The organism is Actinophytocola sp., assembly GCF_045807065.1.
In the GTDB taxonomy this organism is placed as follows: domain Bacteria; phylum Actinomycetota; class Actinomycetes; order Mycobacteriales; family Pseudonocardiaceae; genus Actinophytocola.
In genome coordinates this window covers 1-14,049 of sequence record NZ_JBJMIE010000180.1, presented here as the reverse complement: position 1 = coordinate 14,049, position 14,049 = coordinate 1, and the positions used below count along the sequence as shown (strand labels likewise).

General features: G+C 72.4%; 8 protein-coding genes. 1 reads left to right on the top strand and 7 read right to left on the bottom strand.

What is annotated here, in order from left to right:
* The 6 genes from ACJ73U_RS10440 to ACJ73U_RS10415 all read right to left on the bottom strand — a co-directional run.
* Positions 1 to 464: hypothetical protein (locus ACJ73U_RS10440; protein WP_407777355.1), on the bottom strand; the 464-nt coding region annotated here is incomplete at its 3' end.
* Positions 464 to 4,663 (bottom strand): condensation domain-containing protein, encoded by a 4,200-nt coding sequence (locus tag ACJ73U_RS10435; RefSeq protein ID WP_407777354.1) that lies wholly within the window; start codon positions 4,661 to 4,663, stop codon positions 464 to 466. The genes ACJ73U_RS10440 and ACJ73U_RS10435, both read right to left, overlap by 1 nt.
* Positions 4,664 to 4,668: 5 nt before the next feature.
* Positions 4,669 to 5,685, bottom strand: coding sequence for a TauD/TfdA family dioxygenase (locus tag ACJ73U_RS10430; protein WP_407777353.1), 1,017 nt, complete (start codon positions 5,683 to 5,685; stop codon positions 4,669 to 4,671).
* On the bottom strand, positions 5,686 to 6,717 hold the full coding sequence (locus ACJ73U_RS10425) for a TauD/TfdA family dioxygenase (RefSeq protein ID WP_407777352.1): 1,032 nt from the start codon (positions 6,715 to 6,717) through the stop codon (positions 5,686 to 5,688). It abuts the gene before it with no gap.
* Between the two features lie 85 nt (positions 6,718 to 6,802).
* Entirely contained in the window at positions 6,803 to 10,063 is a 3,261-nt protein-coding gene (locus tag ACJ73U_RS10420; protein ID WP_407777351.1) for an amino acid adenylation domain-containing protein, read from the bottom strand.
* A 40-nt stretch (positions 10,064 to 10,103) separates the two neighbouring features.
* Complete coding sequence (locus ACJ73U_RS10415; protein WP_407777350.1) at positions 10,104 to 11,336, bottom strand: pyridoxal-phosphate dependent enzyme; 1,233 nt, start codon at positions 11,334 to 11,336, stop codon at positions 10,104 to 10,106.
* 400 nt (positions 11,337 to 11,736) lie between these two features.
* Between ACJ73U_RS10415 and ACJ73U_RS10410 the strand changes: the two genes are divergently transcribed.
* Positions 11,737 to 13,548, top strand: a complete 1,812-nt coding sequence (locus ACJ73U_RS10410; protein WP_407777349.1) for a BTAD domain-containing putative transcriptional regulator — start codon at positions 11,737 to 11,739, stop codon at positions 13,546 to 13,548.
* Between the two features lie 14 nt (positions 13,549 to 13,562).
* Here the strand turns inward: ACJ73U_RS10410 and ACJ73U_RS10405 are convergent.
* On the bottom strand, positions 13,563 to 14,049 hold a 487-nt coding region (locus ACJ73U_RS10405), incomplete at its 5' end, for a response regulator transcription factor (RefSeq protein WP_407777348.1).

Below are 14,049 nucleotides of genomic sequence, written 5' to 3'. Positions count from 1 at the left end.
GCGACCGCGGTGATCCGGCCGGCCGCGCCCAGCCAGCACTCACCGGAGGTGGCGGCGACCATCGCCGCGACCGCGTCCCGCACACCGTCGGCCGCCTCCCCGGCACGGCAGGCGGCACCGGTGCGGTACCGGCTGACCACCTCCTCGGCAACCAGTGCGGCGGCGACGGGGTCGAGGACCGGATCGGCCCGTTCGATCTCCACGACCACGCCCCGGGCCGTGCGGTGGGACCGCACCGGCATGGGACCGGTGCCGGCCGAGACGAACTGGGTGAGGCCCTGGCTCAGGTCGACCGACGTGCGCAGCGCGGGATGTCCGCGCACCACGTCCTCGGCGGCGGCGCGCACCGCCGCCTCGTCGTCCGGTGGGCCGTCGACCTCGACACGCAGCGACACACCCGTGCCGAGAGCCGCCACCTGGTACGCGGTCAGCGGATAGGCGTCGACGAACCGGGTCACCGCCATCACGCCTCTCCTCCGGACGCGGCCGCGGCACGCAGCATGTCCAGGCTCGCGCCGGTGAGCTCACCCGTGTCACCCGGCGCCGCGGGGCGGCTGAACGCGGGCGCGTCGAGGTCGGCGACCATCCGCCGGACCACGTCGAGGTAGTCGGCGCCGAGCTGGGCGACCAGTCCCCGGCGGTAGCGATCGACGGCGTACCGGAACACGCACCGGACGCCCCCGTCCCACGGGTATGCCTCCAGGTCGAGCTCCCACCGGGCGACCCCGTGGCGGACCGGGAAGTGCTCGACCGGCCTGCCGTCGAACTCCAGCGAACCGCCTGGCGCGCTCTGGAAGGTGAACGCGACCTGCGCCAGTGCGAGCCGCTCGGCCACCCGGTCCGGCCGCAACGCGCCGACCAGCTTCTCGAACGGCAGCTCACTGTGTGTCAAGGCGTCAAGGCATACCTGCCGCACGCGGCGCAGCACCGCGCGGAACGTCGGCTCACCGGAGAGGTCCATCCTCAGCACCGCGACGTTGACGAAGAACCCGACGAGCCCTTCCACGTCCGGGTGGTCACGACCGGCGACCGGCGCCCCGACCACGACGTCGTCTCGTCGGGCGTGCTTGGCCAGCACCAGCGAGTAGGCCGTCAACAGGGCCATGAACAGGGTGCCGCTCTCCGCCGCGGCCAGCCGGTCCAGCCCGCCGACGAGGTCTCCCGGCAGGAACACGTCGATCTCGGCACGGGTGTTGGACATCCGGTCACCGGATGGCAGTGGCGGGGCGAGGTCCAGCACCTCCGGCACGCCGTCGAGCTGGCGGCGCCAGTAGCCGAGCAGCCGGTCCAGGCGTTCCCCGGTCAGCCGTTCCCGCTGCCACTGGGCGAAGTCCGCGTACTGCACCGTGAGTCCGGGCAACGGGTCGCCCTTCCCCTCGGCGCATGCCTTGTAGGCCGTGGTGAGGTCGTCGAACAGCACGCCGGTGGACCAGCCGTCGAACGCGGCGTGGTGCACGCACAGCCCGAGCACGTGGTCATGGGCGGCCAGCCTGATCAGCCGTGCGCGCAGCGGTGTCTCGGCGGCGAGGTCGAAGCGGCGCGCGACGTCCGCCTCCAGCAGCGCCCTGGCCTGCCGTTCGGCCACGTCGGCAGGCAGCGCCGACAGGTCGTCGACGGCCAGCACGGCAGGAGCGTGGTCGTTGATCACCTGCACCGGCACCCCGTCCTGTTCGAGCAGGAACGTGCGGAGCACCTCGTGCCGTTCGACCACCGCGCCGAGGGCCCGCCGCAGCGCCTCGGCGTTCACCGCGCCACCGATCCGCGCCGGCAGCAGGACGTTGTTCGCACGTCCGCCGACCACCTGGTCGAGGAACCACAGCCGCTCCTGGGCGAACGACATCCGCAGCGGCGCACCGCGCGGCGACCGCGGGATCGGTGCGCTCCCTTCGGCGACCGAGCCGTTGGTCATGGCCGCGTGGACCGCCCGGGTGCAGCCGCCGACGGTCGGGTTGGTGAACAGGTCGTTGAGGGTGAAGTCGATTCCGAAGGCGGACCGGATCCGCGACACCAGCCGGATGGCCAGCAGGCTGTGCCCGCCGATGTCGAAGAAGTCCGTCCGCGGGTCGAGCCGGTCCGCCGGGACCTCGGTCACCTGTGCCCAGACCCCGATGACCATCGCGGCGAGCTGACCGGTGGACCGATCGGTCTGCCGGGTGGGACCCGTCGGCAGCGCCGCGACGTCGATCCGGCCGTCCGGGGTGACCGGCAGCGCGGGCAGCGTGACGAACCTGTCCGGCACCAGCTCGCGGCCGAGGCGGGCGGTGACCTGTTCGCCGAGCGCGGCGGCGTTGACGGTGCCGCCGTCGGTCACCACGTACGCGGTGACGAGCGGCCGTCCGTTCTCCGCCGGGGCTGCGTGGGCCACGGCGTCGCGGATGGCGGGATGGCGGGTCAGTACCGCCGCGACGGACCACAGGCGCGGGTCGTCCTCGGTCACGGCGGTGCCGGTCGGGGGCGGGAACACGCGCTTTCCGTCCCGACGGCGGCCCACTGCCGGAGAAACCGCGACACCGGCCTGGCCATCCACGCGGAACGTGCTCCGCAGGGTGGCGTCGCCGTGCGGGAACTCCTCGACGACGTGAAGGGCGGTCCGGACGCGGAGCGAGCGGAGCGTGGCCGACGGGACCGGGCCGGGACGAACGGCGAGCCGGCGCAGCGCGGGCGGCAGCTGTCCGGCGGCGAAGGTCGCGGGGCCGGAAGCGACCGTCACGGCGCCCCATGCTGGTCCCCGCACGTCGGTCACCGGCGCCACGGTGGCTCCCACGGCCAACGCCCAGAGCACGTCGCGGACCGCGCCGAACCCGGCCGGCTCGTCGACGATCATCGCGGTGTCAGCGCTGGACATCGGGTGGTGTCGTTGCAGCCACCACAGCAGTGCCGCCAGTCCGCTGTGCGTGAGGGCGGCGTCGTTCGTCACGACGACGGCGGCGCGGGGATCGTGTCCGGGACTGCCGGTGCCACCCGGGCCGGCGACCTCGAACCCGTCGGGCCGCGCCGCATCGAGTTGGCAGACCACGTCGCCGTCGACGTCGTCGAGAGCCAGTGCGGCGCCGGCCAACGCGGTCGCGGTCAGCGCCACCACGAACTCGGCCGACATCCCGAGGCGCAACTCGACGGTCCGGGCCGGGCCGGCGCCCGCGGCGCACATCCGCACGGCCAACCGCTCCGCCCGCGCCAGCAGGGCACGGTAGGTGAGCGGGGCGGCGGCGTGCACGGCAACCCCGTCCGGCCGTTGGGCGACCACGGCCCTGACCAGGTCCGGCCACGCCACCGCAGGGGCCTGGTCCTCGCGGGCCAGCTCGGCCAAGGCGGTGGTGCCCGGCCATCTCGGCAGGTCGCCCACGGTCGGACCGGCCGCACGGCCGGTGGCGGTGGCGACCGCGGCGAGGACGGAGCCGAACAGGTCGACGAGCCGCTCGACCGTGCCGCGACGGAACCGCGTCGCGTCGTAGCCCAGGCTCAGCCGCCAGCCGGTGTCACCCGCCACCACCGTCAGGTGCAGCGGGTAGTGCGGCTGCTGCAGCACCCGCTGGCCGGTGACCGTGGCCTCGCCACCGTCGGTCCAGCTCTCCCGCACCGGGTAGTTGATGAACACCGCGATGCTCTCGAACAGCGGCATACCGCGCGGCACGTCGCTCCACTGCTGGATGGTCGTCAGCGGTGTGTGCTGGTGCTGGCGCGCCTCCACCAGGCCCGTCTGGACATCCGTCAGCCATTCCACCAGCGGGCGGTCGTCGGCCACCTGGGCCCGCACCGGCAGCATGTTGATGAACAGGCCCACCATGTCGTCGATCCCGGCGAACTCCGGCGGTCTTCCGGAGACGACGCAGCCGAAGACGACGTCGTCGCACCCGGTGTACCGGCTCAGCGTCACCGCCCATGCGGCCTGCACCACGCTGCCCGGCGTGATCCGGTGCGAGCCCGCCAACGCGGCCAGAGCCGTCCGGACGTCCGCGGGAACCGTCCGTTCGACCTCCCCGAACTCGGCGCCGGTGCCGGCCGGGCCGACATCCTCGTAGCCGAGCGGGGTCGGCACGGCGAACCCGGCGAGGCCGCGGCGCCAGAACTCCTCCGACCCTGTGCTGCCATGGCGGTCCAGCCAGGCGACGTAGTCCCAGTAAGGCCTGGTGGGGGCCAGGTCCGGCGTGCGGCCCACGGCGAGCTCCCGGTAGCACCGGGACACGTCGTCGAGCACCAGGTACATCGACCAGCCGTCGAGCAGCAGGTGGTGGTAGGTCCACAGCAGCCAGAACCGGTGGTCCGACGCCTGGACGCACGCCAGCCGCATCAGCGGTGCCCTGGTCAGCTCGAAGGGCTGCCGCCGGTCGGACTCGACCAGCTCGGCCAGCAGGCGGTCGTGGTCCGTCTCGACGACGCCGCGCCAGTCCAGGTCGCGCCAGGCCGGGTCGGCGTCGCGGCGGGCCACCTGGACGGGCACGTCGAGCCGCTCGTAGTGGAACGAGGTGCGCAGGATGGGGTGTCTGCGCACGACCGTCCGCCACGCCTCACGCAACAGCGTGGGCCGGACCGGACCGGCGAGTTCGAGGCAGACCTGGTACAGCACCTCGCCGGACCCCTGCTTGCGTAGGGCGTCGAAGAACATCCCGTCCTGCAACGGGGTCAGGCGGCAGATCCGCTCGACGGTGCCGTGCGACGTCGCCATCGGGGTCAGTCCAGGGGTCCGGGCTCGGGCTCGACAGTCGGCGCGCAGTCGACGAGCCGGGTCGGCTCCCCCATCGCCACGACGATCCGCCGGTCGCCGCGGTAGGGCTCCCTGCCGTGGCTGGCCAGGATGTTGTCCACCAGCAACAGGTCCCCGCGCTGCCAGGCCTCCCGGCGGCGCGCGGTGCGGTAGACGTCGTTGATCACGGCGATCTCCTCCTCGGCGATCACCGATCCGTCGCCGTAGCGCGTCTGGAACGGCATGCCGACGTCGCCGTAGCTGCTCAGCAGCACCTCGCGGACCTCGGCATCGAGACTGAACTCGTTCCAGAACGCGACGTGGTTGAACCACACCTCCGCGCCGGTGCCGGGGTGGTGGATCGTGGCCGGTCGGCGCTGGCTGGTCAGCAGGCCGTCGCCTGCCTCCCACCGCAGGGCGATCAGGTTGCGCGCGCAGTAGCCCTCGACCTCGGCGCGGTCCTCGGTGCCGAAGGCCGTCGTCCACGGCAGGCTCACATGGGCGTGGAAGCTGCGCCGCAGCAGCCAGCCGGTGGTGCGGAACCGCTCGACCAGGTCGGCGGGCAGCCCGGCCAGCACCGCGCGGGAGTCCGCGACCGGGGTCGCCCCGCCGGTCTCCGGGGCCACCAGGCATCCGAACAGCAGCATCCCGGGGAACTCCAGCGTGTAGCTGTTCTCGTTGTGCTGCTCGATGGCCTGTGCGGGCGGCAGGTTCGTCGACGAGAACACACCGTCGCCGAAGTCGCTGCGGGGCGTGGCCTTCTCCCGGTAGGCCACGCGCTGGTCGATCAGCAGGTCCCGGGCCTGCGCGAACTCCTCGGTTGCCGTGACCGGCAGGCCACGCACCAGCACCGCACCGTGGTCGACCATCGCCGCGCGCAACGCGGGCCGGTGGGCGGTCAACCACTCGCGGGCGGCGCCCATGTCGTCCACATCGGACACCTGGACGAGGGCGGTACGACCGTCCTCGACCAGGACTTCCAGGTCCGCGGCGACCGTGTCCACCTAGCTCTCCTCCCTCGGCGCGGGCCCGATCGGACCGGACGGCGCGCAGTCCCGGACATCGATCGGATCCCCCATGGCGACAAGAACTTCGCGACTTCCGCGGTAGGGCTCCCTGCCGTGTCCACACAGGACGTTGTCCACCAGCAGGAGGTCACCCGGCTGCCATCGGACCGGTACCGTCGCCTCGTCGTAGGCCTTGTTGAGCGCCGCGACCACCGACGGCTCGATGGCGCCGCCATCGCCGTAGTAGGTGTTGTGCGGCAACCCGTCCGGGCCGTACGCCTCGACCAGGATCTCGCGGACATCCGCGTCATGTGTCCACTCGTTGAACACCGCGACGTGGTTGCACCAGATCTCCTCCCCGCTGCGGGGGTGGCGGATCGTGGCCGCACGCAGTGCGGTGGTGCGCAGCTGACCACCCGGCCGCCACTCCCATCCGATCTCCCGCGGCGCGCAGTACCGCTCCACCATGGCGGGATCGTCCGTGTCGAACGTGCGCTGCCACGACAACCCGACGTGCTCGGTGTAGTTCCGGACCATCAGCCAGCCGCGGGACCGGAACTCCGCGACCAAATCGGCGGGCAGCAAGTCCCGCACCGACCGCGCGTCCCCGATCGTGGTCGCCCCACCGGTCTCCGCCGCCACCAGACAGCTGAAGATCAACAGGCCGGGGAACGTGACGCTGTAGCTGTCCTCGTGGTGCAACCGGATGGTCTGCTCGGGGGGCAGATCGGTCGCGGAGAACACGCCGTCGCCGTACGCGCTGCGCGATGTCGTCTCCTCGCGGGAGTGCGGGGCGGGCCGATCGATCAGGACGTCCCTCACCGTCGCGAACTCCTCGGGGCTGCGCACTTCCAGGCCACGGATGAGCAGGTGACCGTGCCGGAGCAGTTCCGCACGCAGCGGCTCACGGTGTTCGGCCAGCCAGCCGCGCACCGACGCGGCGCCGGTGACGTCCGTGACCGGCAGCGTTGCCGGCTGCCCTGGCACGGCCGCCACGGCCAACCCGCTCGCTGTGAGCGGCTCAGTCATGAGTTCCCCTTCGTCGCTGTGCAGCGAAGCTAAGTCATCCCGTCCGGGTCGGACACGCCCCGCAAAGAGGGGACGCCACCGCCGGTCAGGACGGCAGGTTCTCGATCTCGTCGAGCAGCGCGCCGAGTTCGTCGCCCATCTCGGACAGCAGCTCGGTCAGGCGCGCGGCCGCACCGGCGACCGTGGGCGCGTCGAACAACGCCGCGACGGTGTAGTCCACCGGAACGGCCTCCCTGACCCGGCCGACCAGGCGGATCGCCAGCAGCGAGTCCCCGCCGACGGCGAAGAAGTCGTCGTACACACCGACCTGGCCGAGTTTCAGGGTCGCCGCCCACAGCCCGCACAGGGTCTCCTCCAGCTCGGTACGCGGCGCCACATACCCGTCGACGAGGTCCCGTTCGGCCGCCGGCGCGGGCAACCGGCGGCGGTCGACCTTGCCGTGCTGGGTCATCGGCAGCTCGTCCAGCCACATCAGGATCGCCGGCACCAGGTGCGCGGGGAGCGAGCCGGCCAGCCACGCCCGCACCACACCGGCCGGGGGCCGCTCATGCCGGGGCCCCACGAGGTAACCCACGAGCCTGTCCTCGTGCCCGACCACCACCGCGTCCCGCACGTGCGGATGGCCACGCAGCGCGACCTCCACCTCGCCCGGTTCGACCCGCAGGCCGCGCACCTTGACCTGGAAGTCCACCCGGCCCAGGTCGTCCAGTCCGCCGCCGGGCAGCCAGTGCCCCAGGTCGCCGGTGCGGTAGAGCCGCGCGCCGGGCGGCCCCAGCGGGTCGGGTACGAACCGGTCCGCGGTCATGCCCGGTCGCCCCAGGTAGCCACGCGCGACACCGGTCCCCCCGATGTACAGCTCACCGGCCACCCCTGGCGGGCACGGCTCGAGGGCGGCGTTCAGCACTCGTACGGTGGTGTTGGGCATGGGCATGCCGATCGGCGCGACACCGGTCCTGGCGGCCTCGCCCCGCGCCATGGTGTGCCACACCGCGAAGATGGCGGACTCGGTCATGCCGTAGATGTTGTGGATACGGGCGTTCTCGCACACCTCGTCCCACGCGGAGACGAACGACGCGGGCAGCGTCTCGCTGCCGTTGACCACCCAGGTCAGCTCGGGAACCGGGTCACGCCCGCCGTCCCGGGCCGCGGCCGCGGCGATACCCTCGATCTGCCGCGGCACCAGCTGGGCGTGGGTCACGTGGTTCGCGCGCAGCGCGGCGGTGAAGGCGTCCGGGTCCCGCGTCACCTCGGCATGCAGGACGGCGACCGCCGCGCCGGCACACAGTGGCCACAGCACCTCGAGGACGGCGTCGGTGAAGCTGACCGGCACCTTGTGCGCCACGACGTGTCCACGGCGCAGGGCGAACTCGTCGGTCAGCCACAGCAGTGTGTTGAGCACCGCCCGGTGGGAGACCATGACGCCCTTGGGCCGACCGGTCGACCCGGACGTGTAGATCAGGTAGGCCAGGTTGTCCGGCAGCACCGCGGGTCGCGGCCGCGGCGCCGCCACGTCCACGGGCTCGTCGACGCAGAGGATTCGCGCGGAGCCGGCAGGCACGAGGTCGCGCAGCCCGGTGCTGGTCACGACGATGTCGCAGGCGCTGTCCGACAGCAGGTAGGCGACCCTGTCCGCCGGGTAGGCCGGATCGACCGGGACGTACACCGCCCCGGTCTTCAGCACGCCCAGCATGGCGATGACCGACTCGGCCGACCGTGCCAGCAGAACGCCCACCCGCCGCTCCACCCCGGCTCCGACCGCGGCCAGCGCGCAGGCCAGCTGTTCGGCACGCTCGTCGAGCTCACGGTAGGAGTGGGTGGCGATGCCGTCGCGCAGCACCGCCGGGGCGTCCGGCGCGGCGGCCACCGCTTCGGTGAACACCTCCGGCACCGTGGCCGGCGCGGCCCATCGCGTGCTGGGGCCCTCGGCCGGGGTGTCGTGCGCCTCGGCCTGTGCGCCGAACACGGCCACCGCGTCGACGGGCCGCCCCGGCTCGGTCAGTCCGGTCAGCGCCGCTCGCACCGAGTCGGCCAGCAGCCGCGCGGCGCGGTCGGTCACCACACCGCGGCGGTAGGAGATCCGGACGCCGATGCGTTCGCCCGGGATCAGGAACACCACGAGTGGGTAGTGCATGCTCTCGTGTCCTCGCACCCGCGTGATCCGTGGGCCGCCGCCCGCGTCGGACCCCGTCGCCACCGGGTGGTTCTGCACCACCAGAACGGTCTCGAAGAGCGGGCGGCCGCCCGGCAGTCCACTGAGCCTGGTCACGTCGGTGAGCGGGCTGTGCTCGTGGGCCATGGCGGCGGAGTGCCGGTCCGCGAGCCCGTGCAGCCATTCCCGTACCGTCCGGGTCCGGCCGGGCGCCAGGTCCACCCGTACCGGCACGGTGTTGGTCAGCGTGCCGATGATCTCGTCGATGCCGGGCATGTCCACGGTCCGCCCGGACACCACCATGCCGAACAGCACGTCGTCGGTGCGGACGTAGCGCGACAGCGTCAGTGCCCACGCGCCCTGGGCCAGGACGCCGAACGGGATCCGCAGCTGCGCGGCGGCCGCGCGGATGCGGCCGGACTCCTCGCCGGACAGCCACAGTTCGTGTTGCACGCCTTCGTCGGTGGTGTCCGGTGCCGGCTTGTCGGCCAGCGGCAGCGGGGTGGGGGCGTCGACTCCGGCGAGGACCTCCCGCCAGTACGCGCTGTCCTGGCCCGGGTCCCGCTCGCCCAGCCGCGTGAGGTAGTCGCGGAACGGCGGCCCGGTGACCGGTGGCGGCGGCGTGCCGGTCGCCAGTGCGGCCTGGATGCGCTCGAGGTCGGCCAGCAGGAGCCCGCTGCTCCACCCGTCCAGGATGATCGCGTGATGGGTCCAGACCAGGTCCACCACGTCGTCGTCGACCCGCAGCAGCGACAGCCTGGCCGGTGGCGGCTCGTCCAGCCGGAACCCGCGCAGGCGGTCGGCGTGGATGAAGTCGGCCGACGCCCGGTCCCGCTCGGCGGCGGGCAGCCCGCGCAGGTCGTGGACCTCGATCGGCAGCCGCGCCCACCGGTAGACGACCTGGACCGGGTCGTCCAGCCCGTCCCACAGGAAACCCGTGCGCAGCACGGGGTGCCGCTCGGCCAGCAGCTGCCAGACGTCCCGGACGCCGGCCGGGGCCACGCCGTGCACCCGCATGGTCAGCTGGTTGATGTACTCGGCGGCGTCAGGATCGCGGACGAAGTGGAACAGCAGCCCGCGCTGCAACGGCGACAGCGGGTACATGTCCTCGACGAGATCGGCGCCGTCGTCGAGGTCATCGCCGTCGTCGTCGTCGAGGTCGCCGCCGTCGTCGGCCTGCCGGCTCGAGTAGGTCATCACGCGGTCCTTCCACCGTGTCGTGCGACGAGACGGCCGCTCAGATCCCGAGCGGGGACAACGACGGCCGGTCCGGCAGGCGGGCCGCCGCCAGGTCGCCCACCGCGGCACGGACCGCCGCGAGGTCTTCCGGCACCCGGAACACACCGGTCGTGTCGCCGCCGCTGGACCGGCTGCCCGCCCCGGTGTTCAGCACGACGACCCGGTCGCTCGCTCCGATCACCCCGGTCGCGACCAGGCCGGGCAGCGCCGCGAAGGAGGCCGCGCTCGACGGCTCGGCCGGTATGCCGCATTCGGCGGCGATCGCGTCACGTGCCGCGAGGATCGCCTCGTCGGGCACGGTGACCGCGACACCGCCGGTTTCCCGGAGTGCGGCCAAGGCCCGCGTGCCGTCCAGGGGCCTGCTCACGTTGATCCCATCGGCCACTGTGGCCGCGGGCGCGGGCGCCACCTCGGTTGCGCCGGCCGCCCACGCCAGGAAGATCGCCGGCGCACCGGCCGCCTGGACCGCGACCAGCCTCGGCATCCGATCGACCCACCCGCGCTCGAGCGCGTCCCGGAACCCGTGGTGCAGACCGACCAGGACGTTGCCGTCGCCGCAAGGGGCCACCACGACGTCCGGCACGGACCACCCCAGCTGGTCGAGAATCTCCAGTGCGACGGTCTTCTTGCCCTGTGTGGTGTACGGGTTCACCGCCGACGTGCGGCAGAACCACCCCCACTCGTCGCATGCCGCGAGCGACAGCCGCACCGCCGCCTCGTAGTCGCCGTCGACCAGCAACACCGTTGCTCCGTACCGCACCAGCTCGTCGAGCCGGCCGACCGGCGCGTGCGCGGGCAAGAAGGCGACGAAGGGAAACCCGACCGCCGCACACACCGCCGCCGTCGCGGCCGCCGCGTTTCCGGTCGAGGCGCCCGCGATCACCCGCGCGCCCGACCGCAGCGCGGCCGCCAGGACCACCGCACTCGCTCGGTCCTTCAGCGACCCGCTGGGGTTCGCCGCCTCGTTCTTGATCCACACCTCCCCCGCACCCAGCCGGTCCGCGACGCGTCCCGCGCGGTGCAAGGGGGTGCCCCCAACCGGGAAGCACGCGCCGACAGTCCGTGCCGCGGGATCGTCTGCGGGAATCGGCAACAGGTCCGCGTACCGCCACAGCCCGGTGCCTGCCGCACCCAGCAGTTCGTCGCGGGACAGCCGTCCGGCGTCGCTGCCCGGCACGTAGTCCAGCCGGCCGGTGGCCGGGCAGTCACAGACGTACCGGGGCCGCGCCACCGGATAGCGCGCTCCGCACGCCGAACACCGCCAGCACCCGTCCGCCATCGAACCCCCACGCGTGTGGTCGAAGAACTCAGCGCCGCAAGCATGGAAGGCGGCCAAGGCGTACGACCGTCGCGTTTTTCGGGGACACCCGTTGGCGACTCGCCCGCACCACATTGATTCCACATTTCCACTGATACCGAAAATACAATGACGAGATAACAGCTGAGAGAGTGCCATTTCCCGCATGTGCCGATGGCTTGCCGATCTTCGCTGCCCTCGCTACCTTCTCTAGCAGACCGATTGCCGCAGCTGGGGGACGGTAGAGAACATCGCCGGAAGGCGGCCCGGAAAATGACCCAATCAATCGCGACGCGAGAGGCGAAACCCAGCGGCATCATCCTTATCTCGGCACATGGCGAACACGCACGGGGGACAAGGCGAGGTGGAATTCGGGCTGCTCGGTGACGTGGCCGCGTGGAGACCGGACGGTCCTGTGGATATCGGACATCGCCGGCAGCGGAGTGTGCTCGCGGCCTTGTTGTTCGATGCCAACCGGGTCGTGGGCAGCGAGCAGTTGCTCGACCGCGTGTGGGGGAACCACCCGCCGCAGACCGCGCGCGGGACGCTGTTCACCTACCTCACCCGGCTGCGGCGGGCCCTCGCGCCCGTGCCCATCGAGCGGCAGCCCGGTGGTTACCGGATCACCATCCCGCCCGGCACGCTCGACCTCGACCGCTTCACCGACCTGATCGGCAAGGCCAGGGACACCGACGACGATCGGCTTGCCGACCGGACCTATGAACGCGCCTTCGGCCTGTGGCGCGGTGAGCCCCTGCCCGAGGTGGACACGCCATGGGCCGACAGCGTGCGGGCGCTCCTCGCCGGCGAGCGGTACGCCGCCGAGCTCGACCACATCGACGTCCGCCTGCGCCTCGGTGAGCACACCGGCCTCCTCGCCGGCCTCGCTCGCCGGACCGCCGAGTACCCCCTGGATGAACGGCTCGCCGGGCAGCTCATCCTCGCCCTCTACCGCAGCGGGCGGCAGGCCGACGCCATCGCGCACTACGAGGCGTTCCGACGGCGGCTCGCCGACGAGCTCGGTGTCGATCCCGGACCAGGTTTGCGTGAGCTGCACCGGCAGCTGCTCGCCGCCGATGACATCGTGCGCGCGCCCGCCCGTGACCGGACCAGGCCGCCACGGCAGCTGCCGGCCGCCCCCTGGCCGTTCACCGGACGCGGCGCGGAGCTCGACAGCCTGTCGGCACGACTGGACTCCGCCGCCGGCACGACGGTCATCTCCGCGATCGGCGGGGGCGGCGGTATCGGCAAGACCTCGCTCGCCCTGCACTGGGCGCACCGGCATGCCGACCGGTTCCCCGACGGCCAGCTGTTCGTCAACCTGCGTGGCTTCGACCCGAGCGGTGCACCCACCGCACCGGCCGCCGCACTCAGCGGCTTCCTGATCGCCCTGGGCGTCACCGATGTCCCGGCCGATGTGGACGCCCGGGTCGGTCTGTACCGCAGTCTGGTGGCCGGCCGCAAGATGCTGGTCCTGCTGGACAACGCTGCCGACACCAACCAGGTCGTCCCGCTCCTGCCGGGCTCCGCGACCGTCACCACCCTCGTCACCAGCCGCCACCCGCTCACCGGTCTGCTCGCCTGTCATGGTGCGACCGCCGTGCCGTTGGACGTCCTGAGCGATGCCGAGGCACTCGAACTGCTCGCCGCCCGGCTCGGGCCCGACCGGCTCGCGGCCGAGCCCGAGGCGGTTGCCGAGCTGGTCGAACACTGTGGCGGCCTGCCTCTCGCGCTGGGCATCGTCGCCGCCAGGGTGCTCGCGTCCCCCCGCACGCCGCTCGCCCAGCTGGCCGCCCAGCTGCGTTCCCCCACCACCCGTCTGGACTGTCTGGACACCGGCGACGCCGGTCTGGACCTGCGTACCGTTTTCGGCTTGTCGTATCGGGATCTGACACCGGACACGACCCGCCTCGCCTGTCTGATCGCGCTCGCACCGGGACCGGACATCTCCGCCTCCGCCGCGTCTGCTCTGATCGGCCGGGACGCCGGCCCGATGCTGCGCGAGCTCGAGACCGCCCACCTGATCTCCCAGTCCGCACCGGGCCGCTACCGGATGCACAGTCTGGTGCGGACAGACGCCAGGGAACGCGCGGCCGCGTTGCCCGTCGACGACGCACTACGCCGGTTGATCGACTCCTGCGCCTGACGCCGGCGAGGCCGTCATGCCGAGCGCGATCGCAGTACGGCGACCCTCGTCAATTCCGCCTTGTTGCCGACGTTCAGTTTCGACCGGATCCTCTTGACGTAGGTGTCGACCGTGTGCCTGCTGATCTTGATGACGCTCGCGATCTGGTGGTGGGTCAGTCCTCGCGCGATGAGGTCGAGGACCTGCTGTTCCCGTCCGGACAGCCCCAGCTGCCGCTGCCCTGGAGTGAAAGGCTGGCCTGCCGCGGCTTCACTGCTCTCGACGGCGGTACGGAAGGCGACATGCCGCATCGCCTTGACGACTTCCGTCGATGTCGCCCGCGTCTCCACGAAGCCGCCGGCACCCGCGTCCACCATGGCGTCCAGGGCACCGCGGTTCATGCGCGGCTGGACGAGCAGCAGGACGGGAGCGAGTGCACCCAGTCGCGACACCAGCTCGACGGCAGCGTGGCCCGTCTCGATCTCCGCGTCCAGAACGAACAGGTCGGTGAGCCAGGACGGC